The organism is Pseudomonas sp. NMI760_13, assembly GCF_021283245.1.
Classification (GTDB): Bacteria; Pseudomonadota; Gammaproteobacteria; order Pseudomonadales; family Pseudomonadaceae; genus Aquipseudomonas; species Aquipseudomonas peradeniyensis.
On record NZ_JAJSRC010000005.1, the window covers coordinates 117,014 to 139,390 of the forward strand.

18 protein-coding genes are annotated in these 22,377 nt (G+C 66.2%); 10 read left to right on the top strand and 8 right to left on the bottom strand.

Annotated features, from left to right (window positions below; translation table 11 throughout):
• Positions 1-9: 9 nt before the first annotated feature.
• Positions 10-312, bottom strand: a complete 303-nt coding sequence (locus LU671_RS07390) for an urease subunit gamma (protein ID WP_038706005.1) — start codon at positions 310-312, stop codon at positions 10-12.
• 11 nt (positions 313-323) lie between these two features.
• Positions 324-1,157 carry an urease accessory protein UreD gene (locus tag LU671_RS07395; protein ID WP_232855215.1) on the bottom strand — a complete coding sequence of 278 codons (834 nt, stop codon included), beginning with the start codon at positions 1,155-1,157 and terminating at the stop codon, positions 324-326.
• 283 nt (positions 1,158-1,440) lie between these two features.
• Here LU671_RS07395 and LU671_RS07400 point away from each other — a divergent pair, with 283 nt between their 5' ends.
• The 6 genes from LU671_RS07400 (at position 1,441) to LU671_RS07425 (ending at position 8,135) form a co-directional block, all read left to right on the top strand.
• Positions 1,441-1,809 (top strand): glyoxalase superfamily protein, encoded by a 369-nt coding sequence (locus tag LU671_RS07400; RefSeq protein WP_050706017.1) that lies wholly within the window; start codon positions 1,441-1,443, stop codon positions 1,807-1,809.
• Positions 1,806-2,159 (top strand): hypothetical protein, encoded by a 354-nt coding sequence (locus LU671_RS07405; RefSeq protein WP_232855381.1) that lies wholly within the window; start codon positions 1,806-1,808, stop codon positions 2,157-2,159. Before LU671_RS07400 ends, LU671_RS07405 begins: the two co-directional genes overlap by 4 nt.
• A 347-nt stretch (positions 2,160-2,506) precedes the next feature.
• The gene (locus tag LU671_RS07410) at positions 2,507-4,153 is read left to right on the top strand and encodes an ATP-binding cassette domain-containing protein (protein WP_232855216.1); all 1,647 of its coding nucleotides are present in this window, start codon (positions 2,507-2,509) and stop codon (positions 4,151-4,153) included.
• 650 nt (positions 4,154-4,803) lie between these two features.
• Positions 4,804-5,823: a branched-chain amino acid aminotransferase gene (locus LU671_RS07415; protein WP_203646838.1), complete on the top strand. Its 1,020-nt coding sequence runs from the start codon at positions 4,804-4,806 to the stop codon at positions 5,821-5,823.
• Positions 5,824-6,085: 262 nt separating this feature from the next.
• Positions 6,086-6,766, top strand: coding sequence for a response regulator transcription factor (locus LU671_RS07420; RefSeq protein WP_050706019.1), 681 nt, complete (start codon positions 6,086-6,088; stop codon positions 6,764-6,766).
• Complete coding sequence (locus LU671_RS07425) at positions 6,744-8,135, top strand: sensor histidine kinase (RefSeq protein ID WP_232855218.1); 1,392 nt, start codon at positions 6,744-6,746, stop codon at positions 8,133-8,135. Before LU671_RS07420 ends, LU671_RS07425 begins: the two co-directional genes overlap by 23 nt.
• A gap of 120 nt (positions 8,136-8,255) precedes the next feature.
• Here the strand turns inward: LU671_RS07425 and cysS are convergent, their stop codons facing one another.
• Together cysS and LU671_RS07435 are read right to left on the bottom strand one after the other, a co-directional pair.
• Complete coding sequence (gene cysS / locus LU671_RS07430; protein WP_203646842.1) at positions 8,256-9,638, bottom strand: cysteine--tRNA ligase; 1,383 nt, start codon at positions 9,636-9,638, stop codon at positions 8,256-8,258.
• A gap of 9 nt (positions 9,639-9,647) precedes the next feature.
• Positions 9,648-11,351, bottom strand: a complete 1,704-nt coding sequence (locus tag LU671_RS07435) for a glutamine--tRNA ligase/YqeY domain fusion protein (protein WP_203646844.1) — start codon at positions 11,349-11,351, stop codon at positions 9,648-9,650.
• A gap of 260 nt (positions 11,352-11,611) precedes the next feature.
• On the opposite strand from LU671_RS07435, the gene LU671_RS07440 reads away from it, so the two are divergent.
• Together LU671_RS07440 and lpxH are read left to right on the top strand one after the other, a co-directional pair.
• Entirely contained in the window at positions 11,612-12,115 is a 504-nt protein-coding gene (locus tag LU671_RS07440) for a peptidylprolyl isomerase (protein WP_203646846.1), read from the top strand.
• The gene (gene lpxH / locus LU671_RS07445; RefSeq protein ID WP_050706024.1) at positions 12,112-12,834 is read left to right on the top strand and encodes a UDP-2,3-diacylglucosamine diphosphatase; all 723 of its coding nucleotides are present in this window, start codon (positions 12,112-12,114) and stop codon (positions 12,832-12,834) included. Before LU671_RS07440 ends, lpxH begins: the two co-directional genes overlap by 4 nt.
• 149 nt (positions 12,835-12,983) lie before the next feature.
• On the opposite strand, the gene pvdQ is transcribed toward lpxH, so the two are convergent.
• Positions 12,984-15,290 (bottom strand): bifunctional acylase PvdQ, encoded by a 2,307-nt coding sequence (gene pvdQ / locus LU671_RS07450; protein ID WP_442964119.1) that lies wholly within the window; start codon positions 15,288-15,290, stop codon positions 12,984-12,986.
• 199 nt (positions 15,291-15,489) lie between these two features.
• Here pvdQ and LU671_RS07455 point away from each other — a divergent pair, with 199 nt between their 5' ends.
• Positions 15,490-15,852: a fe2+ zn2+ uptake regulation protein gene (locus LU671_RS07455; protein WP_232855219.1), complete on the top strand. Its 363-nt coding sequence runs from the start codon at positions 15,490-15,492 to the stop codon at positions 15,850-15,852.
• Between the two features lie 36 nt (positions 15,853-15,888).
• On the opposite strand, the gene LU671_RS07460 is transcribed toward LU671_RS07455, so the two are convergent.
• The gene (locus LU671_RS07460; RefSeq protein ID WP_011533313.1) at positions 15,889-16,077 is read right to left on the bottom strand and encodes a hypothetical protein; all 189 of its coding nucleotides are present in this window, start codon (positions 16,075-16,077) and stop codon (positions 15,889-15,891) included.
• Positions 16,078-16,511: 434 nt separating this feature from the next.
• On the opposite strand from LU671_RS07460, the gene LU671_RS07465 reads away from it, so the two are divergent.
• Positions 16,512-16,892 carry a Mor transcription activator family protein gene (locus LU671_RS07465; protein ID WP_232855220.1) on the top strand — a complete coding sequence of 127 codons (381 nt, stop codon included), beginning with the start codon at positions 16,512-16,514 and terminating at the stop codon, positions 16,890-16,892.
• Positions 16,893-16,910: 18 nt separating this feature from the next.
• Here the strand turns inward: LU671_RS07465 and LU671_RS07470 are convergent, their stop codons facing one another.
• Complete coding sequence (locus LU671_RS07470; RefSeq protein WP_442964120.1) at positions 16,911-20,585, bottom strand: translocation/assembly module TamB domain-containing protein; 3,675 nt, start codon at positions 20,583-20,585, stop codon at positions 16,911-16,913.
• The gene (locus LU671_RS07475) at positions 20,582-22,324 is read right to left on the bottom strand and encodes an autotransporter assembly complex protein TamA (protein ID WP_232855223.1); all 1,743 of its coding nucleotides are present in this window, start codon (positions 22,322-22,324) and stop codon (positions 20,582-20,584) included. Before LU671_RS07475 ends, LU671_RS07470 begins: the two co-directional genes overlap by 4 nt.
• Positions 22,325-22,377: the final 53 nt, after the last annotated feature.

The window sequence follows — 22,377 nt, forward strand, 5'->3', positions numbered from 1 at the left end:
CCGGCTTCCTCAAACGATGGGTTCATGCACGGTCACCAGCTTGGTGCCGTCGGGAAAGGTCGCCTCGACCTGGACGTCGTGCAGCATCTCCGGCACACCGGCCATCACCTGTTCGCGCACCAGCACCTCGCGCCCCAGGCTCATCAGCTCGGCTACCGTGCGGCCATCGCGGGCGCCTTCGAGTACCGCGGCGCTGATCAGCGCCACCGCTTCCGGGTAGTTGAGTTTCAGGCCACGGGCCAGGCGCCGCTCGGCCAGCAAGGCGGCGGTGAACAGCAGCAGTTTGTCTTTCTCTCGCGGGGTCAGCTCCATGGCGGCTCTCTTCAGGTGGCCCAGATGCGCGGCGGGCACGGCGCCAGGCCGAGCACGGCCGGGCGCAGCAGGTGCCAGAGGCGCTGCAGGTTACGTTGCAGGTGTTGGTTGTCATGGTCGAGCAGGCGGATCACCAGCAGCGGGCCGAGCAGGGTCGCGCCGGCGGGCGTGGCCAGTTCGTCGAGGGCCTGGCGCACCTGGTCGAGCAGCGCCTGGTCGGCCGGCGCGGCGCAGAACGTGGCGATCAGCGGGTGCCCGGCCAGTTTGTCCAGGTGCCCGTCTTGGATGCGCAGGCGCTCATGCAGGCCGGGCTCGCCGGCCAGTTCGATGCGCAATCGGCTGTCCAGGGCGCCCTGCTCGAAGCGCTCGCTCATCACCGGGCGGCCCAGGCACAGCGTCTCCCAGGCCAGCAGGCGGGCACCGGGCTCGAGGGTGAAGCGGCTGTCCAGGCAGGCCCGCGCACCGTTGAAGAAGATGCTGTCCTGGGGCAGCCACTCCAGGGTGCTGCCGGCGGCGAGGTGAAAGCGCTGGGCCAGGCGCGCGGTGGGGCCAATGCTGCGGTAGAACTTGCTGGCGCCGGGCATGGTCAGCAAGGCGTGGCTGCCGGTCTCCAGGTGGATGTCCAGCTCCAGGCGGTCACCAGCAACGATCCCGCCGGGCGGGTGCAGCACATAGACATGGCACGGCGCGCCCTCCGGGTAGAAGGGTCGCTGCACCAAAAGAGGTCCGACATGACGGCGCGCACCAAGGCGGGTCACGCCCTCGCGCTGGACGAAGCGCAACTGCAGATGGGCGCTCCAGCCCGGGTCAGCCTGCGGTGGGTCGATCTGTTGCGCCAACGACATCCTGGAACCCCTGAAATCCGTGGCCTGGCGGCCGGATTGAGGGTCAAGCGCGGGGGCTTGCGGGCACGCCGGGCTGACCACTCGATCAATATTCGCTGAGGGGATATAGCAGGGAGCGGGCCAACTGCGCAGATGAACGATGATGAAACTTTCGAACCGTCAGTCATGCCGCAAGGCTGCGGCCCAGAGCGGCTGCGCCCCGGCGCGCAATTCGGGTGCCAGCCTCGATGGCGAAGTGCGCTAAAGTGACCACCCTGCCCTTTTTCGAGCCAAGGACGTCCTCATGCAATTCGCCCCTGCCATTCCGATCCTGCGGATCTTCTCGGTCGACAAGGCCCGGGAGTTCTACCTCGACTTCCTCGGTTTCCAGCTCGACTGGGAACACCGCTTCGCCCCGGACCTGCCGCTGTACATGCAGGTCCACCGCGACGGTCTGATCCTGCACCTGTCCGAGCACCACGGCGACGCCACGCCGGGCGCGGCAGTGTTCGCCCGGGTCGAGGACCTCAAGGCCCTGGAGCGTGAACTGCTGGCCAAACAATACGGCTATGCGCGACCGCACGCCGAGGCAGTCGATTGGGGCCTGGAGATGCAGGTCGCCGACCCGTTCGGCAACCGCCTGCGCTTCTGCCAGCAGATCGACAACGTCTGATGGCCGGCGGCAAGCGTGCCCTGGCGCGCCTGGAGCGGGAGATGGTCGCCTGCCTGACCGAGGCCTGTGCCACCGCCCAGGGCGAAATCGTCGGTTTCGCCTGGCTCACCCACCAGGTGGACCTCGACGACTTCCCCGCCAGCCTGCGCATCACCTGGGTATTCACCGACGACACCGACAAGGTCCAGGCCCTGGCCGGCGCGGACAAGGCGCGGATGATCGCGCTGACGGCCCAGGCGCTGAGCGACGCGGGGATCGAGCTGGACCACGTGGCCTGGCATGTGCGCTTCGACAGCGAAGAGGCATGCTGGCGCGATCATGGCGGCGACTGGAACCGGCGTTTGCGCTGAGCCCTTCAAGCCCTGCGCGGTCCCTGTAGGAGCGGCCTCGTGCCGCGAAAGGGCTGCGCAGCAGTCCTTAGACCTCTGCGCCGAAGCAGATATTGCCGGGGCCGCTTAGTGGCCCTTTCCGGCCGGTCCGACGCCTCGGCAAGGCCGCTCCTACAGGGGATTGCGCATGTGCTGACGACGCGCATAGGCGAAAACGTTGCCTTCCAACGCGTTGCTGGACTAGTCTTGCACCCATTCCACACCACGAGGTATTCGTCCAATGCGCCATTGATGCCGCCGTCAGCCTGACGGCCAGTCTTCAGCCTCCGGTTCACACCGGGGATGTCGCGGCATGAGTGGAGTTGTGCATGACGAACTCGTCGATCCTGACGCTGGACAGCGTCACCCTGGTCCTGCCCGATGGCAGGCCACTTTTCACCGACCTCAACGAATCCTTCGACCTGCGCCACACCGGCCTGGTCGGACGCAACGGCGTGGGCAAGAGCTTGCTCGGGCAACTGCTGGCCGGCCTGCGCGAGCCCAGCCAGGGCCACTGCCTGCGCCATGGCCGGGTGCATCATCTCGACCAGCAGGTACTCGCCAACAGCGCCACTCTCGCTGACCTGGCCCGGATCGGTGGCACCCTGCGCGCCCTCGAACGGATCGAACGCGGCAGCATCGACCCGGCGGACTTCGACGCAGTCGGCGATCGCTGGGACATCCGCTCGCGATTGCAGGCCCAGTTGCAACGCCATGGCCTGGGTCATCTCGACCCGCACTGCCCGGCCAATCGCCTGAGCGGCGGCCAGGCCATGCGCGTCGCCCTACTCGGCGCCTGGCTGAGCGAGGCCGACTACCTGATCCTCGACGAGCCAAGCAACCACCTGGACAGCAGTGCCAGGGCCATGCTGCTGGACATGCTCCAGGGCTGGGACAAGGGCCTGCTGGTGATCAGTCACGATCGGGCACTGCTCGGGCACATGGCACGCATCGTCGAACTGTCGCCCCTTGGCTTGCGCGCCTATGGCGGCGATTTCGCCTTCTACCGGCAGCAGAGCACCGCGCAGGCCGAACTGGCCGCGCAGGAATTGCTGCGCCTCAAGCAGCAACGTCAACGCCAGGCCCTGGCATTGCAACGTCAGCGCGAGAATCTCGAGCGTCACCAGGCCAGCGCCGGGCGCCAGGCCAGGCAGGCGAACCAGGCGCAGATTCTGCTCGACCGCCAGCAACAGCGCAGCCAGGCCACCGCCGGGCGCCAGCGCCGCGAGCTGCGGGATGCCAAGGCGACCCTGGACGAACAAGTGCGCGAGGCGGCACGTCAGGTCGAACGCGAGGTGCCGGTCATGCTGCACGCCCCCACGCCGCAACGACATGCCGGACGCGAGGTGCTGGCCCTGGAAGGGTTGTACCTGCCACGGGGCACGACCACGGCGCTGGACCTGCGCCTGTGCCTGGGCCAGCGACTGGGGGTGGTGGGCGACAACGGCAGCGGCAAGTCCACCCTGCTGCGGGTGCTGGCCGGTGAACTGGCGCCGCGCGCGGGCAGCCTGCGGCTGACTGGCGAAGTGGCCCTGCTCGACCAGCATGGCAGTTGCCTGGGGCCACGGCAGAGCGCCCTGGAACATCTGCGCGCCGCCAATCCGCGCCTGCCCGACGACGAACTGCGTCGTCGGCTGGCGCAGCTGGGCATCGACGCGGCACGCATCACACTGCCCGGCGCCCTGCTCAGTGGCGGCGAACGGCTCAAGGTCGCGTTGGCTGCCGTGCTGTACCGTGAACAGCCATTGGACCTGCTACTGCTCGATGAACCGAACAACCACCTCGACCTGCCGTCGCTCGAGGCGCTGGAGCAGTTGTTGCGACAGTTCAAGGGGGCGCTGCTGGTGGTCTCGCATGACCACGTTTTTCTGGAAAACCTGATTCTGAAGGACTATCTGCGTTTAGGCTCATCCCTTTCAAGGTCTTTTGGCGCGAGGGCTATTGACCGCATCAGGGCTACCAGGTGTTCGCCTTAACGCTTGCAGCGCCTATCAGATCGAGCGCCGCCCGCGCGGCGCATCGCGACGCAAGGCCGCTCCTACATTTGTTGCAACGTGCCAAACCTGTCAGGCCATGGTTGCCCGCCTTGGTGCATGTCGTGAGACAGGTGGGGCGCCAGTGGTGACCACGCTGAAACCGCGTCGTACCAACAAGGCGTACCAGGTAATGTCACAGGATTGACTGGCCCGAAACAGATGTAGGAGCGGCCTTGCGTCGCGATGCGCCGCGCGGGCGGCGCTCGATCTGATAGGCGCTGCAAGAGTTACGGCGAACACCTTGAAAGGCCTGGCGTTTAGGCTGAATACACAAAGACATGTCTGACTAACATCCGACAACCTTCAGAATCCTCCAACACATCATTCGGAAGTCGGGGTCTTTAGCAACATCCCCCTGCACGGCAATGTTCCTGGCCAAGGTAAATTCCAAGGAATGTGGATGTGCAGTTCTGCACAGGCTCAGGCCTGTTCGTTCATCGTAATCGCCATCGCGACAGCGCCTGACCCGAACGTACACGCCCGGCGGATTGTGTGACTGGCCGTTCCCGATCCGCGCCGGATGTATTATGGTGGCGGGGTGCGCATATAAAAGCAGCCCGCCGTGTTCGGGCCAGAGCAATGAGGGTGTCATGAGTAACGAAAGCATTAACTGGGACAAGCTGGGTTTCGACTACATCAAGACCGACAAACGTTACCTGTCCGTATGGCGTAACGGCGAGTGGGACAAGGGCACCCTGACCGAAGACAATGTGCTGCACATCAGTGAAGGCTCCACCGCCCTGCACTATGGCCAGCAGTGCTTCGAAGGCCTGAAGGCCTACCGCTGCAAGGACGGTTCGATCAACCTGTTCCGCCCGGACCAGAACGCCGCGCGCATGCAGCGCAGCTGCGACCGCCTGCTGATGCCACGGGTCTCGACCGAACAGTTCATCGAAGCCTGCAAGCAGGTGGTCAAGGCCAACGAAAAATTCGTGCCGCCGCACGGCAAGGGCGCGCTATACCTGCGTCCGTTCGTGATCGGCACCGGTGACAACATCGGCGTGCGCACCGCTCCCGAGTTCATCTTCTCGGTCTTCGCCATCCCGGTCGGTTCGTACTTCAAGGGCGGCATGACCCCGCACAAGTTCCTGATCTCCGACTACGACCGCGCAGCCCCGCAAGGCACCGGCGCAGCCAAGGTCGGCGGCAACTACGCGGCCAGCCTGCAACCAGGCTACGAGGCCAAGAAAGCCGGCTTCGCCGACTGCATCTACCTCGATCCGCTGACCCACAAGAAGATCGAGGAAGTCGGCTCGGCCAACTTCTTCGGCATCACCGCCAACGACGAATTCGTCACGCCGAAGTCGATCTCGGTATTGCCGGGCATCACCCGCCTGTCGCTGATGGAACTGGCCGAATCGCGCCTGGGCCTGAAAGTGATCGAAGGCGACGTGGAAATCGACAAGCTCGACCGTTTCATCGAAGCCGGCGCCTGCGGCACCGCCGCGGTGATCACGCCGATCGGCGGCATCCAGTACAACGGCAAGCTGCACGTGTTCCACAGCGAAACCGAAGTCGGCCCGGTCACCCAGAAGCTCTACGCCGAGCTGACCGGTATCCAGAGCGGTGACGTCGAAGCCCCGGCGGGCTGGATCGTCAAGGTCGCCTGAAGCATCCGCCTGAAGTGACGATGGGGCATGCCAGCGATGGCATGCCCCATTTTTCTTGGAACCTCCACGCCCCCCTGTAGGAGCGGGCTTGCCCCGCGAAACAGGCACCGCGTTGCATGGCACCGGCTTCGCCGGTCTTCGCGGGACAAGCCCGCTCCTACAGGGGAATGCGTCTCCCATACAGCCAGATGAATTTTTCTTAAATCGCCGGTTGTCTATTCTTTGGCACAATCAGGTCTCCACTCGCCGCCCAGGAACCAGCATGCCTCGCGTACTGACCATCGAAGACGACGCCGTCACCGCCCAGGAAATCGTCGCCGAACTGTCCAGCCACGGTCTGGAAGTCGACTGGGCCGACAATGGCCGTGAAGGCCTGGCCAAGGCCATCGCCGGCGGCTATGACCTGATCACCCTCGACCGCATGCTGCCCGAGGTCGATGGCCTGACCATCGTCACCACTCTGCGCAACCTGAAGATCACCACGCCGATCCTGATGATCAGCGCCCTGTCGGACGTCGACGAGCGCGTGCGCGGCCTGCGCGCCGGCGGCGACGACTACCTGACCAAGCCGTTCGCCTCCGACGAGATGGCCGCCCGGGTCGAGGTGCTGCTGCGTCGCAACAGCGTGCCGATGACCCAGACCCGCCTGCAGGTCGCCGACCTCGAGCTGGACCTGATCAGCCACGAGGCGCGCCGCGGCGAACAGGCGCTGAACCTGCTGCCCACCGAGTACAAGCTGCTCGAGTACCTGATGCGCCACTCCGGCCAGGTGATCACCCGGATGATGATCTTCGAGGAGGTCTGGGGCTACCACTTCGACCCTGGCACCAACCTGATCGACGTGCACATCGGCCGTCTGCGCAAGAAGATCGATTCGCCCGGGCAGAACCCGCTGATCCGTACCGTGCGGGGCTCCGGCTATGCCATTGCCGAACCCGTCTAAGGGCTGGAGTTCCTCCACCAGCCGCCTGCTGGCACTGTACAGTTTCCTGTTCGTGGCCTGGAGCAGCATCCTCATGGGGGTGCTGTACTTCGAGGTCACCAGCTACCTGAACAAGCTCACCCGTCATTCCATGCTTCAACGCCAGCACCTGTTCGCCCATATGAGCGGCAAGCAGCTGGACGACGCGCTGATCGCAAGCCAGGCCTTCGAGGAGCGCAGCTTCGACGCCTACGGCCTGTTCGCCCCCCAGCTCAACCCGATCGGCGGGCGCATCCGCAGCATCCCGCCGGAGCTGGGCCTGGACGGCAAGGTGCATGAGCTCAAGCGCTGCCTGGACGCCGACGATCCGCACCTGCCCCGCGACAGCTGCGACGCCGTGGCAATCAAGGTCCAGGACGGTCGCTGGCTGGTGCTGGTGCGCGACAACGGCTCGCTGTTCGTGGTCACCCGGATCATTCTCGACGCCCTGCTCTGGGGTATTTCCCTGACCCTGATTCCAGGCTTCGCCGGCTGGTACCTGCTGCGCCGCCGACCGCTCAAACGCATCCGGGCGATCCAGGCCCAGGCCGAACTTATCGTCGCCGGTGACCTGACCCACCGCCTGCCGGTGTCAGTGCGCCGCGATGAACTGGACATGCTGGCCGCCATCGTCAACGCGATGCTCGACCGCATCGAAAGGCTGATGCATGAGGTCAAGGGGGTTTGTGACAACATCGCCCACGACCTGCGCACGCCCCTGACCCGCCTGCGCGCCCAGCTCTACCGCATCCGCCAGCAAAGCGGCAGCGACTCCGCCGAAGGCGCGGCGCTGGACCAGGCGATCGGCGAGACCGACACGCTGATGGCGCGCTTCCGTGGCCTGCTGCGCATCAGCGAGCTGGAAGACCGCCAACGCCGCGCCGGCTTCGTCCAGCTCGACCCGCAGGCCTTGCTGGTGGAGCTGCACGACTTCTACCTGCCTCTGGCCGAGGATGGCGGCATCCGTCTGCAGCTGGAGCAGCCCGCGCAACTGGCGGCCCTGCATGGTGATCGGGAATTGCTGTTTGAAGCCCTGGCCAACCTGGTAGGCAATGCGATCAAGTTCACCCCGCAAGGCGGCCAGGTGCGCATGTTCGCAAGCGAAGACGATCAAGGCGTGCATATCGCCGTCGAGGACAGCGGGCCGGGGATTCCGGCGGATGAGCGCGAGGCGGTGTTGAAGCGCTTCTACCGCAGTGAGGAAGGCCATCGCCACGCGGGGTTCGGGCTGGGGTTGTCGATCGTCGCGGCGATCGTCGACCTGCATGGGTTTGGATTGGAGGTGGGGGCCAGCGAGTGGGGTGGAGCCAAGTTGGTGTTGCATTGCCCATTGGTTGGGGTAGTTCAATAAAGAGCGGGGCCGCTTTGCGGCCCTTTCGCGGCACGAGGCCGCTCCTACAGGGGACCACGCAGCTCTGTAGGAGCGGCCTCGTGCCGCGAAAGGGCTGCGCAGCAGCCCCAGTGGCGCCAATCAGTCAGCCAGGCGCCAGGTGGTGGTGCCCTTGCTGTCTTCCAGCACCACGCCCATGGCGGTCAGCTGGTCGCGGATGCGGTCGGACTCGGCCCAGTTCTTGTCGGTGCGTGCCTGCAGACGCGCCTGGATCAGCGCCTCCACTTCGGCGGCATCGACCTTGCCCTCGGCGCCGGCACGCAGGAAGTCATCGGCCTCCAACTGCAGCACGCCCAGCACATCCCCCAGCTCGCGCAGGCGACCGGCCAGGCCGGCGGCGGCCTCGGGGTCGCTGTCGCGCAGGCGGTTGATCTCGCGCACCAGGTCGAACAGCACGGCGCAGGCCTCAGGCGTGCCGAAGTCGTCGTTCATCGCCACGGTGAAGCGCTCGACGAACGCCTCGCCGCCCTTGGCCACGACCCGCGGCAAGCCGCGCAGTGCGTGGTAGAAGCGCTCGAGCGCGCCCTTGGCGTCGCGCAGGCTGTCTTCGGAGTAGTTGATCGCGCTGCGGTAGTGGCTGGCCACCAGCAGGTAACGCACCACTTCCGGGTGGTACTTGTCGAGCACGTCGCGGATGGTGAAGAAGTTGTTCAACGACTTGGACATCTTCTCGCCATTGATGCGGATCATGCCGCAGTGCATCCAGGCGTTGGCGTACTGCTTGCCGGTGGCCGCCTCGCTCTGGGCGATCTCGTTCTCGTGGTGCGGGAACTCCAGGTCGCTGCCGCCGCCGTGGATGTCGAAGCTCTCGCCCAGGCAGCAGGTGGACATCACCGAGCACTCGATGTGCCAGCCCGGACGGCCCGGGCCCCACGGCGAATCCCAGTAAGGCTCGCCGGGCTTGACACCCTTCCACAGGACGAAGTCCAGCGGGTCCTGCTTGGCCTCGTCGACCTCGATGCGGGCGCCGATGCGCAGGTCTTCGATCTTCTTGCGCGACAGCTTGCCGTAGCCGACGAACTTGCCGACCCGGTAGTACACGTCGCCGTTGCCCGGGGCGTAGGCATAGCCCTTGTCGATCAGGGTCTGGATCATCGCGTGCATGCCGGGGATATGGTCGGTGGCACGCGGTTCCAGGTCCGGCGGCAGGATGCTCAGGCGCCGCTCGTCCTCGTGCATCGCATCGATCATGCGGGCAGTCAGCGCGTCGAACGACTCGCCGTTCTCGTTGGCCCGGTTGATGATCTTGTCGTCGATGTCGGTGATGTTGCGCACATAGGTCAGCTCATAGCCGCTCTTGCGCAGCCAGCGGGTGACCAGGTCGAAGGCCACCATGCTGCGGCCGTGGCCCAGGTGGCAGTAGTCGTACACGGTCATGCCGCACACGTACATGCGCACCTTGTTGCCGTCCAGCGGCTTGAAAACTTCCTTGGTCTTGCTCAGCGTGTTGTAGATGGTAAGCACGAAGGTTCCTCAGCTGCCCCACGAATCGCGCAGGGTCACGGTCCGGTTGAATACCGGGCGACCCGGCTGGGAGTCTTTCAGGTCGGCGCAGAAGTAGCCTTCGCGCTCGAACTGGAAGCGGTCTTCTGGCTGGGCCTGGCCCAGGGAAGGTTCCGCGCGACAACCGCTGAGTACCTGCAGCGAATCGGGGTTGATGTTGTCGAGGAAGCTGCCGCCGTCTTCGGTCTTCTCCGGGTTGGCGGAGCGGAACAGGCGGTCGTACAGACGCACTTCGCACTCGACGCTGCCTTGCGCCGGCACCCAGTGGATCACGCCCTTGACCTTGCGGCCTTCGGGGTTCTTGCCCAGGGTGTCCGGATCGTACGAGCAGCGCAGTTCGACGATGTTGCCGCCTTCGTCCTTGATCGCCTCGTCGGCGCGGATCACGTAGCTGCCGCGCAGACGCACTTCACCGGCCGGCTCCAGGCGCTTGTAGCCCTTGGGCGGCTCTTCCATGAAGTCGTCGCGGTCGATGTACAGCTCGCGGGCGAACGGCAGCACGCGCACGCCCATGTCTTCCTTCGGGTGGCGCGGCAGTTCGAGCTGCTCGACCTGGCCCTCGGGGTAGTTGGTGATCACCACCTTCAGCGGGCGCAGCACGCACATCGCGCGTGGCGCGGTGCGGTCGAGGTCGTCGCGGATGCTGAACTCGAGCATCGCCATGTCGACCACGCCGTCGGAGCGGTTGGTGCCGATCATCTCGCAGAAGTTGCGGATCGAGGCCGGGGTGTAGCCGCGACGGCGATAGCCCGACAGGGTCGACATGCGCGGATCGTCCCAGGCCTCGACGTGGCCTTCGTCCACCAGCTGCTTGAGCTTGCGCTTGGAGGTGATGGTGTAGTTCAGGTTCAGGCGGCTGAACTCGTACTGGCGCGGGTGCGCCGGCACCGGCAGCTTGTCGAGGAACCAGTCGTACAGCGGACGGTGGCTTTCGAACTCCAGGGTGCAGATCGAGTGGGTGATGCCTTCGATGGCGTCCGACTGACCGTGGGTGAAGTCGTAGTTGGGGTAGATGCACCACTTGTCACCGGTCTGGTGGTGGTGGGCATGACGGATGCGGTACAGGATCGGGTCGCGCAGGTTCATGTTCGGCGAGGCCATGTCGATCTTGGCGCGCAGCACGCGCTCGCCGTCCTTGAACTCGCCGGCCTTCATGCGCGCGAACAGGTCCAGGTTCTCCTCGACGCTGCGCTCGCGGAACGGGCTGTTCTTGCCAGCCTCGGTCAGGCTGCCGCGGTATTCCTTGGCCTGCTCGGGGGTCAGGTCGCAGACATAGGCGTTGCCCGACTTGATCAGCTCCACGGCCCAGGCGTGCAGCTGCTCGAAGTAGTCCGAGGCATAGCGCACCGGGCCTGCCCACTCGAAGCCCAGCCATTTGACGTCACGCTGGATGGAGTCGATGTACTCCTGGTCTTCCTTGGCCGGGTTGGTGTCGTCGAAACGCAGGTGGCAGGCACCGCCGAATTCCTTGGCCAGGCCGAAGTTGACGCAGATCGACTTGGCGTGACCGATATGCAGGTAACCGTTGGGCTCCGGCGGGAAACGGGTGACGATGCTCTGGTGCTTGCCCGAGTCCAGGTCGGCCTGGACGATCGGCCGCAGGAAGTTCACAGGGACGGCGGGTGCGCCTTTGGCAGCGGCGTTTGGCGCGTTGTCGGCAGTGGGCTTGCTCATAGTGTCCTTGAATGCAGGTAGCCGGCCCGGGTAGGCCGATTGAATCAAAGCGCCTATCATAGCCGAAGCAGTCAAGCTGCTGACAGCCGAAGTGCCCACAAAAGTGCCTTCAAAGTGGCACGTTTTGTCGGCGCGAGGCGGCGCAATCCGGCACAATGGCGGCCCAGCGGCCTGTGTCGCGGTGGCCTGATCCTGCGTCAGGTACTCCGAGCGCCCTGCGCACACTCATTTCCGAATGCCTTGAAAGAGCGATTTTCAGCATGTCCAAAGTCAAACTGAGCACCAACCACGGCGATATCGTCATCGAACTGAATGCCGAGAAGGCCCCTCTGACCGTTGCCAACTTCCTGGCATACGTTGAAGCAGGCCACTACAGCAACACCGTGTTCCATCGCGTGATCAAAGGCTTCATGATCCAGGGCGGCGGCTTCGAGCCAGGCATGAACGAGAAGCGCGACAAGCGTGCCAGCATCCAGAACGAAGCCGACAACGGCCTGAAGAACGACAAGTACACCATCGCCATGGCCCGTACCATGGAGCCGCACTCGGCGTCGGCGCAGTTCTTCATCAACGCCTCGAACAACGACTTCCTCAACCACAGCGGCAAGAATGTCCAGGGCTGGGGCTACGCCGTCTTTGGCAAGGTGACCGAAGGCCAGGACGTCGTCGACAAGATCGAAGGCGTTTCCACCGGCTCCAAGTCTGGCCACCAGGACGTGCCGAAAGACGACGTGATCATCGAGAAAGCCGAGATCATTGAGTGATACTGCTGATCTCCGATCTGCACCTGCAAGAAGAACGCCCGGATATCACCCGGGCGTTTCTTGATCTGCTCGACGGCCGCGCCCGCCACGCCAAGGCGCTGTACATCCTCGGCGACTTCTTCGAGGCCTGGATCGGCGACGATGCGATGACGCCGTTCCAGCAGTCGATCTGCCAGGCCCTGCGCCGGCTGAGCGACAGCGGCACGGCGATCTACCTGATGCACGGCAACCGCGACTTCCTCATCGGCCAGGCGTTCTGCGACGCCGCCGGCTGCACCCTGCTGGCCGACCCCAGCGTGGTCGAGCTGGGTGGCGAGGCGGTGCTGCTGATGCACGGCGACACCCTGTGCACTCGCGATGTGGCCTACATGAAGCTGCGCCGCTACCTGCGCAACCCGCTGACCCTGTGGATCCTGCGGCACCTGCCGCTGGGCACGCGGCACAAGCTGGCGCGCAAGCTGCGCAGCGAAAGCCGCTCGCAGACGCGCATGAAGAGCACCGAGATCGTCGACGTCACCCCCGAGGAAGTGCCCAAGGTCATGGCCGCCCACGGCGTGCGCACCCTGGTTCATGGCCACACCCACCGGCCGGCGCTGCACAAGCTGGTGGTCGATGGCCAGCCGGCGCGGCGTATCGTGCTGGGGGACTGGGACCGGCGGGGCTGGGCGTTGCAGGTGGACGAACAGGGCTTCCAGCTGGCGCCGTTCGAGTTTTCCTGAACGACAAACGCACAGCCCCCTGTAGGAGCGGCCTCGTGCCGCGAAAGGGCCGCAAAGCGGCCCCCCGATATCAGCGATTATGCAAAGATCGCCGGGGCTGCTTTGCAGCCCTTTCGCGGCACAAGGCCGCTCCTACAGAGGACGCCTGATTACTGGGCGATGACCACGCGCCCCTTATCCCGCTCACTGATCACATACCGCCGATACTGCGGATCAGCCTTGATCTGCGCGTCGGTAAACGGGATCGGCGCCAGTTGCTTGGCCGCGAAGGCCCGCGTCTGGTCGGCGGCATGCGCCGACGCCTTTTCGCTCGACAGCGAGAACGCCAGCAATCCCTGGGCCTTTGGCCCCTGCTCGGTGAAGCTGACCACCTGCAGATAGCTCGAACCACTGACCACCAGGCGCTTGCCCGGCCCCACCGGCACACTGACCATCGCGTTGTAGACCCCCAGGGCCTGCGGACCACCGGGCACCGGCGTGCCATCGGCAGCCTGCTGGATTTCCCCCCAACGCTGATCGGCGGCGATGCCCGCCTTGCCCACCTGCTCCAGCGACGCCAGCGCCGCCTCGCGCAGCAGCTTGCCTACCGCGCCCTGCTCCACCGCCAGGCCACGAGGCGTGTGCTGCGGGTCGGCCGGATCGAACGGCACGCGCCAGCTTTGCGGGTGCTCGGCCAACGCACCAGCGATATTCATGAAATGGACCAGGCCGACGCCGCTGTCCAGGTCGGCCTTGCCATTCCAGGTCCGAAGGCTGACGCACACTGACTCAAGATCCGCCTCCACGCCCTTGCACCACTGCAGCAGGTCCGGCAGCAGCAGGCTGGCCTGGTACACCTCGTCGTCGAACACCATGCGCTGCAGCTCGGCGACACCCAGCTTGTCCCTGCCCTGCAGGCGCTGCAGGGCAAAACGGCTGCGCATGCCCAGGGGCTGGTCGGCACGGCTGACCAGCGGCGAGAAACCGGTCAGCGGCTGGGCCGGGTTGGCCATCCACGCCGAGTCGTTGGCGTGCTGCACATAGTCACGGCGCTCCAGGCTCGGCAGCAGGTTCGCCGGGAAGATCCCCGGCTGGGCCGCCTGCGCATCGACCTTCCACTGGCAGGCGCTGCGCGAGCCATCGAGCACCACCAGCGGGCCGGACGCCGCCGGATTGCTGCACTGCGCCAGCAGCGCCTGGTCGACATAGGGCACCACCGACTGGTTCAGGTACAGGGCCTGGCCGGCGGCATCCACCGCCAGGGTGTTGACCCAGGGGATACCCTGCAACTGCCCCACCGAGGCCTTGAGCGCCTCCAGGCTATCGGCGCGGTTGATCCGGTACCACTGCTGCAGCACCCGGGTATTGTCCAGGTTGGCGTCGCGCAGGCTGTAGGCCGCCTGGTTGTCCCAGTCCAGCCGCCCTGGCCACTGCACCACCGGGCCGAACTTGGACAGGTGGATAGTGCGCTCCACCTCGCTCAGCGTGCCGTCCTTGCCCTTCACCATGACCTTGAGCTGTTTGCGCTCGAGCGGCAGCGACTGGCCGTCATACAGGTAACGAGTGGCGTCCTTGGGGTCCAGTTGCAGACGGTAGAGGGTGAAATGCTTCGAGGTGTCGACGGTATGGGTCCAGGCCAGATGGCGGTTGAAACCGATATTGACCACCGGCAGGCCCGGCAGGGCCGCGCCCATCACATCCAGCTGCCCGGGGATGGTCAGTTGCATCTGGTAGAAGCGCATGCCGCCGATCCAGGGGAAATGCGGATTGGCCAACAATAGCCCGCGACCATTGGCCGAACGCTCGCTGCCCACCGCCACGGCGTTGCTGCCACGTTCGGCGGCGAACTGCGCCTGGCGCGCGAGGGCCACGCCGTAGTCGACCGCCGGGCGTTGCGCCGCCAGCTTCGGCGGGGTCGCGGCCACCACCGCCTCGACGAACTGGCCGACACCGCCTTCGGCCAGCAGGCGCCGGGTCAGCTTGACCAGGTCGCGGCTGCTGATCGGCCGCACCCAGTCCCCTGCCCCGCACTCGGCCGGCAGGCCCTGGGCGCGCCGCTCGCCCAGGGCACGGTTATAGCCGCTGGCGTAGCCGTCGAGCAGGTCACGCACCGCCACCGGTTGCGCCTGCAGGAAGGCGTCCACTGCCGCCGATTCGTTCAGCCAGGTGAAGAACAGGTCGCTGGACAGGTTGTCGCGCTGCTCGACCGTCTTGGCGTCGCCACCGAAATAGCGCGAGCGCTCGCCATTGACCGTCAGCACCTCGTTGGCCAGCAGGCACAGGTTGTCCTGGGCGTAGGCATAGCCGATGCCGTAGCCCAGGCCGCGTTCGTCCTTGGCCAGGATATGCGGCACGCCAAAGCTGGTGCGGCGGATCTGCGCAGAGGCCTCGTCGGCGACCTCCCGTGCCTGGACGGCCAGGCTGGAGGCAACCAGGGCGGCGGCAAGGCCCAGGCGGAACAGGGGAAGAGGGATCACAGGCACTCCTCGTGCTATCGGGGTCATCCCGAACAGACGAATGGCCGGATGAAAATTTTACGTTCGACGCGAGGCTGCAACGTTCTCAACAGAACGTGTCAGATTTTTTTCACCGAGGGTTGCAGTTTTGTCGATCTCATTCGTCTTTAGATGTGAGGCACCCATGATTTCGGGACAGTCCACGAAAAGGAGCATTCACATGTATAACCCGCAACAAACGCTATCGGCGCCGCCCGCCCCAGGCCAGGCCGCCGCCCCCCAGGAGGAACGCGTGGGCAACGAACAGATCCGCGAGCTGCTGCGCGCCTATGGCCTGCGCACCAGCCTGATCCGCCTGAAGGTCATCGACGCCCTGCACACCGCCGGGCGCAGTGGCCGCAGCATTGGCGTGCGCGGCGTGCATGCACAACTCGAGCAACTGGATATTCCCTTGTCGTTCCTGAGTGTGCGCGAGGTGCTCAAACGCCTGTGCAGCGAAGGCGTGATCAGCCTGGGCAGCGACAAATGCTACAGCCTCAACCCCCAGGCCTGGGCCGTGCTCGAGCAACCCGTCTCGCGTTGAGCGCATGGCCGGCAAGGATATGCCGGCCCGCCCGCCTCAGGGCTTGACCTTGCGCCGCAGGATCCCGTTGATCACCACCACTACCACCGCGATGGCGATGGCGATGTACTGGAACGTCTGCTCGCTGATAGTGCCCTGCTTCTGCAGGTAGCTTAGGCCGAGCATGATTCCCAGGACCACCAGGATGATCAGGATCGAGTATTTGAGGCGCTGCACGTGGGTCATCGGAAATTCCTTGCGACATCGGGGACATGAGGCTCCAGCGGAGCCGACGCCATGATACCTCGCCCGCTTTTCCCCCGCTGAAGTTCCTGCCCGCCCCCTTCCCTGCACATACCTCCTCACCCCAGGACACCCGGGCGTGTCTGCGCGCGCACGCCTGGGTCACACACCCAAACCGCCATCATGGAACCCCTTCACTAGACGGTTTGGGGCCTGTAGCTAAAGGGTGAGGGCGTTTCCTACTTCGCGCTATCAGGTTACCCGCAAACAACAGGCAGTTGCGGCTACAAGCTCCGGTCCGCTTCGCGCCTAGCGACCCTTTCCGCTGCTGTTCGAAAATCGGACCACGCCACTCGGACCGCCACCTGTGGCCGACCACGCCGCAGCCAACCGGGCCTCGGCGTCTGCCAAACCTACATGACGGAAGGAACCATTTCGTGGAAACGCCAGACCTGAGCAATATCGACATCACCCAACTGCCTCAATCGCTGCAGGCGCTGATCGAGTGCGTCGGCCTGGACAGCGCCTACCGCCTGACCTGTGCCTTCGGCGGACGACCCAAGTACATTCCCAAGCACCGCGACCGCAGCAAGCTGGCCGATGTGCTGCCATCTGCGGCGCTCGACGCGCTGATCGAGCGCTACGCCGGTCTGGCCCTGGAAATCCCCAAGCCCGACCACTTCCAGCGCCAGTTACGCAACAAGCAGATCCAGAAGGAAAGCGCCAGCGGGCTGTCGCGCAGCCTGCTGGCCAACAAGTACGGTCTGAGCTTGCGACAGATCGGCAACATTCGGCGTCAGGAGTGCCATGCCCGCTAAGCAGGCACTCCACCGGGCTCAGAAATCGCGCTTGTAGAAGATGTCCAGCGAGCTGGCCAGGCCGCTGGCGGCTTCGAGGTAGACCTTCTTGCTGAGCTTGTAGCGCAAGGCGATGGTGTTGGCTGGCTCGAACACGCCAACACCATAGCGCAGGCTCAGACGCTCGGTGAGATTGCCGCTGGCCACTACGCTGGTCTTGTTGCCCGTGCCCTGGGTGTCGAGCTGGAAGTCGTCGATGCCCAGGTTCGAGGCCAGGCCGCCGGTCAGGCCGGCGCTGCCCATCAGGCCCAGGCCCAGCGCCGCCTCGGCAAGCATGTTGTTGTCCTCGCCGGAGCTGTTCAGCGGCCGGCCCAGCACCAGGTAGGACAACGCCTGCTCCTGGCTCATTGCCGGCTCCGAGAACACCTTGGTGGTCGGCTGTTCGGCGCTGCCGCTCAGGCGGATGCCGGCAATCACGTCCTCGACCTTGCGGATGGCCTCGATATCCAGGTACGGCTGGTCGATGGGCCCGGCGAACAACAGGCGCGCGCGGCGGATGGTCAGGTTCTGCCCATACTGCCGATAGCGCCCGTCGGCCAGGCTCAGTTCGCCGCGGGTGTCGAGGTTGTCGCCGATATGTACATGGCCCAGCAGGTTGGCGGTAAGGCCGAAGCCCTTGAACGACAGTTTTTCGCTGCCGACCTCGACATCGATGTCCATGGCCACCGCCATCGGCGGCTTGCCCTGCTCGGTCTGGTGGCCGACGATCACCGTGTCGTCGGAGACCTTGACCGTCGACGGCGGCAACTCGCGCACGGTGATCTTGCCCTTGGGCACCAGCACCTTGCCGGTCACCGCCAGGCGGTCGTCCAGCAGGCGGATGGTCAGGTCGGGCGCCACTTCCAGCGCCGCGTACGGTTCGATGCTGACCGGCAGTTGCTGGCCCTGCAGGCGCAGGTCCATGCCCAGCGCCTGCCCCCAGGTCAGGTGACCGGCCAGTTGCCCACGGCCGGCGGCGCCGCTGCGCCAGTTGCCGTTCAACTGCACCTGCTCGCCGGCGATCAGTGCCTGCAGCGACAGGTCCTCGAGGCTGACCGGCAGTTCCGCGCCGCTGACTTCGCCGCCGCTCAAGGCCAGGTTGCCATTGACCTGGGGCGCCAGCAGGCTGCCCGACAGGCGCCCGCTGCCGTTGAGCTGGCCGGCCAGGCGCTCGACCATCGGCAGGAACGGGCGGATGACCGACAGATCGAGCCCGGCCAGGCGGAAGTCGCCGGAAAGCGGCTTGTTGCGGCCCAGCGGGTCGATGCGGGCATTCAGGTTCAGCTCGCCCAGGCGCTCGCCACGGAAATCCACGCGGGTGTCGACCCGGCGCGGCGCCAGGGTGCTGTCCAGGCGCAACACCTGGTAGGGGAAGTCGATCCAGCGGTCCTTGTCGCGCACCCGCAGGGTACCGCCGCCGGCATCGATGCGAATGCTGCCCTTGGGGCCACTGGACGGGATGTCGAGGTTGATGTCGGCGTTGAGCAGGCCGTGCCAGGCGAAGTCCTTGGGCAGCCACTGCGCCAGACTGTCCAGCGGGAACTGCTTGAGGTGGTAGCGCAGGCGCGGCTCCGGCGCCAGGCGCTGGTCCTCGCCGCACAGGCTGGCCTGGCCGGAGCGCCAGCAGTGGGCACCGAAGTCGAGCTGGCCGCTGGCCAGCCGTTGCAGGCGCGCCGGTGCCTGCAACTGCCAATCCTGGCCGCCGGCCTGGATGCGCCCGTTGGCCAGGCGGCCACGCCAGTCGCCCTTGCTCATGGCGCCATCCAGCGCCAGGTCGAGCTTGAGTTGCGGGCCGTCGAGGGCCAGCGTCGCGGCCTGCTGGCGGATATCGCCCTTGCCTTGCACATCGAGGCTGCCCAGGGCGGTGTCCCCCAGGCGGATCCCGCCGGCCTTGAGCGTCAGCTGGCCGCGCTGGGCGCTGTCCAGTCGCGCGTCGAGGTCCAGGCGCTGCACGCGGTTATCGGCCTGGCCCAGTTGCTGGCCCTGCAGGGCCAGGGTGCCCTGGGGCGCGGCCAGGGTACCGGCCAGGTCCAGGCGGCCCTTGGCCTGCCCTTGCAGTTGCGGCCAGAGCTGGCCCAGGCGCGGCAGGTCGAGGTCGATACGCCCGGCCAGGCGCTGCTGCAGGCTGGCGCTGCCGCTGATGCGGTTGTCACCCATCTGCACCGCCAGGCTGCCCAGGGTCCAGCGCTCGCCAGCGCCCTCGGCGTCGACCTTGACCAGCGCCGACTGGCCGCGCAGGCGACCCTTGAGGTCCAGCTGCGCCTTGAGCGCCAACTGCTCGTGCTTGAGCTCGCCCTGGCTGCGCAGCGGCCCGGCCAGGGTGCCCGGCAGCTCCGCCAGCCAATAGGCCGGGTCCAGCGCCGACAATTGCAGGTCGACATCCCAGGCCAGGGTGTCGGCAAAACGCAAGGCGACACTGCCCGCGGCCTTGCCCTGCCCCGCGCTGAGCAGCAGCTGTGGCAGGCGTACCTGGCCCAGGTCGCCCTCGAACGGGCTGGCCAGGCTGAAAGCGCCCGCCGGGCCGTCCAGGTCGCCGTTGAACGCGCCCTTGTAGTTGCCGTCGCGGTACTGCACCTGGGCGTTGAAGCGCTTGAGGGTGACCTGGGGCGCCTGCTCCAGCGGATACAGGCGCAACCAGGGGAAGTCCAGCCAGTCGAGGCTGGCGTCGGCGCTCAGGCCCTGCTGCCAGTCGGCGCTGGCCTGCAGTTTGAGCCGCTGCGTGTCGCTGGCGTTGAGGTCCAGGGCATCGACCCGGGCGCCCTTGGCGTCCACCTTGCCGGCCAGCACCAGGCCCACCGGCCCTTGCTCGGCGGGCAAGGTGGCCGAACCTGAGAGTTGGTAACCCTTGAGCAGGTCGCCCTGGGCATCGAGCTTGAGCTGGTTCAACTGCAGGGTGTCGGGCAACTCGCCGGCGGGCTTGAAGGCCTCCGAGCGGATGCTCAGGCGGGCCGGCAGGTGCTCGGCCAGGGCCTGCAATTCACCGTTCAACCGGGCATCCAGGTAACCGCTGCTGGTGGCCTCGATGACGAGGGTCTGCTGCAGCTCGCCCTTGGCGTTCAATGCCAACTGCCACGGCTTGCCATCCACTGTCGGCAGTTGCAGCGTGCCCTGCAGCTGCAGCGGCCAGTCACCCTGGGGCGTCAGGTCGCCTTGAACATCCAGGTGCAGATCGTCTCGGCGCAGTCGCAGGCTGTCCACCCGCAGCCCGCTGGCGGTCCAGTGCGCGGCCAGGCTCAGGTCGCCCAGCAGTTCGCTGCCATCCAGGCGCAACTGGCCCACCTTGACCTCGCCCAGTTCGATGGCCAGCGGCAGGTTCAGCGCCGGCAATTGCAGCGGGCCGCTGTCGGGGTTGTCCTCTCCCGGCGCGAAGGCCATGTCGATGCGCTCGGCCTGCAGGCGCTCGATGCACAGGGTGGCACGCAGCAGGCAGGCCGGCGACCAGGCCAATTGTGGCGTCAGCAGCTCGACCCGATCGTCGCCGGCGGACCAGCGCAGCAGGCTGGCCTGCCAGCTGCCGCCAAGGCGCCCGGTAAAATCGCTGACCTCGAGCCCCGGCACCCGCGCCAGCGCCCAGCGGCTGCCCGCCTGGGTGCCGAGCACCAGCCCCAGCGCCAGGACGATCAGCACCAGCAGGCCCGCCAGCACCAGCAGGATCGGTTTGAACACACGCATCACAGCTCGGGCCCCATGGAGAAGTGCAAGCGAAAACCACCGTCATCATCCAGCGCGCGGGCCAGGTCAAGGCGCAGCGGCCCGACCGGCGACACCCAGCGCACACCGATGCCGACACCGGTCTTGAGGCTGGGGAACTCCAGCGAATTGAACGAGTTGCCCTGGTCGACGAAGGTCGCCAGGCGCCATTTTTCCGCGATCGAGTACTGGTACTCGGCGCTGCCGGCCACCAGGTAGCGGCCGCCGATGCGGTCGCCCTGGTTGTTCTTTGGCGACAGCGACTGGTAGTCGTAGCCGCGCACGCTCTGGTCGCCACCGGCGAAGAAGCGCAGCGACGGCGGGATGTTCTGCTGGTAGCCGTTGGTGGCGCTGCCGCCGAACTGCACGCGAGCGAGGAAGCGATGGTTCTGGCCCAGGGTGGTCAGGCCCTTGAGGAGCACGTTGCCGTGGATCAGGTTGGTGTCCGAGCCCAGGCCTTCCTTGGCCGCCTGCAGGTCGAACTGCAGGCGGTAGCCGTTATGCGGGTCGATGCGGTTGTCGCTGCGCAGGTACGAAAAGCTGACGCCCGGCATCAGCAGGTTGCTCAGCCCCGAGTCGTCACCCAGCCGATATTCCTCGCGCTGGTACTTGAGCGAGATCACCCGTTGCCAGCCGCTGGGCAGCTTGCTGTGCCACTCGGGGCCAACGGTGAGCAGCTTGCTCAGGGTGTCGGTGCCGGAGATCTCCTCGTTCTGGTAGCCGCCGGCGAAGCGCAGCTTGTCGGTGAGCGGCGGGTCCAGCGGGATGTCGTACCACAGCCCGACGTTCTGCCGGGGCGCCGACAATTCGGTTTCCCACCCATAGCTGTGCCCTTGCGGGTTGACCCAGTGGCGGGTCCAGTTGGCCTTGCCGCGCGGCCCGACGTCGGTGGAAAAGCCCAGGCCCAGGCCCAGGGTGCGCGGCTTGCGGGTATCGAGGCGCACATCCACCGGGATGTCCTCGCCCACTGCGGCGGTGGGCGCGGCGTCCACCCGCACGCTGTCGAAGTAGCCGCTCGATTGCAGGTCGTTGTTGAGTTCGGCGATCAGTTCAGAGTCGTAGGGGGTGCCGGGCTTGAACGACACCATGCGCTGCAGCAGGTCATTGTCCAGCGGCGCGTCGCCGCCGAAGGTCACCGCGCCCAGGCGGTAGCGCGGGCCGCTCAGGTAGATCAGCTCGATGTCGGCCACGCCGGCCTGCGGGTCCACCGCCAGGCGCTGGCGCTCGAAACGGCCGGCGAAGAAGCCGTAGCGCGACGCCTGGTTCTGGATCAGCCGCTTGGCATCCTCGTAGGTGCCGTGGTTGAGCTGCTCGCCCGGGCGCAGCGCCTTGCTGTCGGGGATGCGGAAGGCCTTGAGCTCGCTGGCCGGCCCGTCGATGCGCACGGTCACGTTGCGCAGGCGCACCGGCTCGCCGGGCTCGACCCGGATGATCAGTTGCGCGGGTTTGTCGTTGTCCCCCGGTGCCTTGACCTCGGTCTCGACCCGCGCCTGGTAGTAGCCCAGGGCCTGGGCCGCCTTGCGCGTCTGCTCCTCGGCGCCCCGGCTGAAGCGCAGCAGGGCTTCTTCGTCGCGATCGCCCAGGCTGCCGATATACCCTTCGATATTGGACTTGAGCGCCTTGTTGGCGGGTTTGACCCGCACCAGCAATTCGCTCTGCGCCCATGCCATGGAGCTGGCGGCCAGCAACAGCAGGCCCCAGCCAAGTCTTCCTGAATACGTCATGCGCGGCATGCTACCAGAGCAAAGGGGTCAAGAGGGCTGTCGGCAAACGCCTG

Excerpts from the sequence above, each read along its gene's own strand:
- LU671_RS07390 (WP_038706005.1), bottom strand. The coding sequence starts at position 312 with ATGGAGCTGACCCCGCGAGAGAAAGACAAACTGCTGCTGTTCACCGCC.
- LU671_RS07395 (WP_232855215.1), bottom strand. The coding sequence starts at position 1,157 with ATGTCGTTGGCGCAACAGATCGACCCACCGCAGGCTGACCCGGGCTGG.
- LU671_RS07400 (WP_050706017.1), top strand. The coding sequence starts at position 1,441 with ATGCAATTCGCCCCTGCCATTCCGATCCTGCGGATCTTCTCGGTCGAC.
- LU671_RS07410 (WP_232855216.1), top strand. The coding sequence starts at position 2,507 with ATGACGAACTCGTCGATCCTGACGCTGGACAGCGTCACCCTGGTCCTG.
- LU671_RS07415 (WP_203646838.1), top strand. The coding sequence starts at position 4,804 with ATGAGTAACGAAAGCATTAACTGGGACAAGCTGGGTTTCGACTACATC.
- LU671_RS07420 (WP_050706019.1), top strand. The coding sequence starts at position 6,086 with ATGCCTCGCGTACTGACCATCGAAGACGACGCCGTCACCGCCCAGGAA.
- LU671_RS07425 (WP_232855218.1), top strand. The coding sequence starts at position 6,744 with ATGCCATTGCCGAACCCGTCTAAGGGCTGGAGTTCCTCCACCAGCCGC.
- LU671_RS07435 (WP_203646844.1), bottom strand. The coding sequence starts at position 11,351 with ATGAGCAAGCCCACTGCCGACAACGCGCCAAACGCCGCTGCCAAAGGC.
- LU671_RS07440 (WP_203646846.1), top strand. The coding sequence starts at position 11,612 with ATGTCCAAAGTCAAACTGAGCACCAACCACGGCGATATCGTCATCGAA.
- LU671_RS07455 (WP_232855219.1), top strand. The coding sequence starts at position 15,490 with ATGTATAACCCGCAACAAACGCTATCGGCGCCGCCCGCCCCAGGCCAG.
- LU671_RS07460 (WP_011533313.1), bottom strand. The coding sequence starts at position 16,077 with ATGACCCACGTGCAGCGCCTCAAATACTCGATCCTGATCATCCTGGTG.
- LU671_RS07475 (WP_232855223.1), bottom strand. The coding sequence starts at position 22,324 with ATGACGTATTCAGGAAGACTTGGCTGGGGCCTGCTGTTGCTGGCCGCC.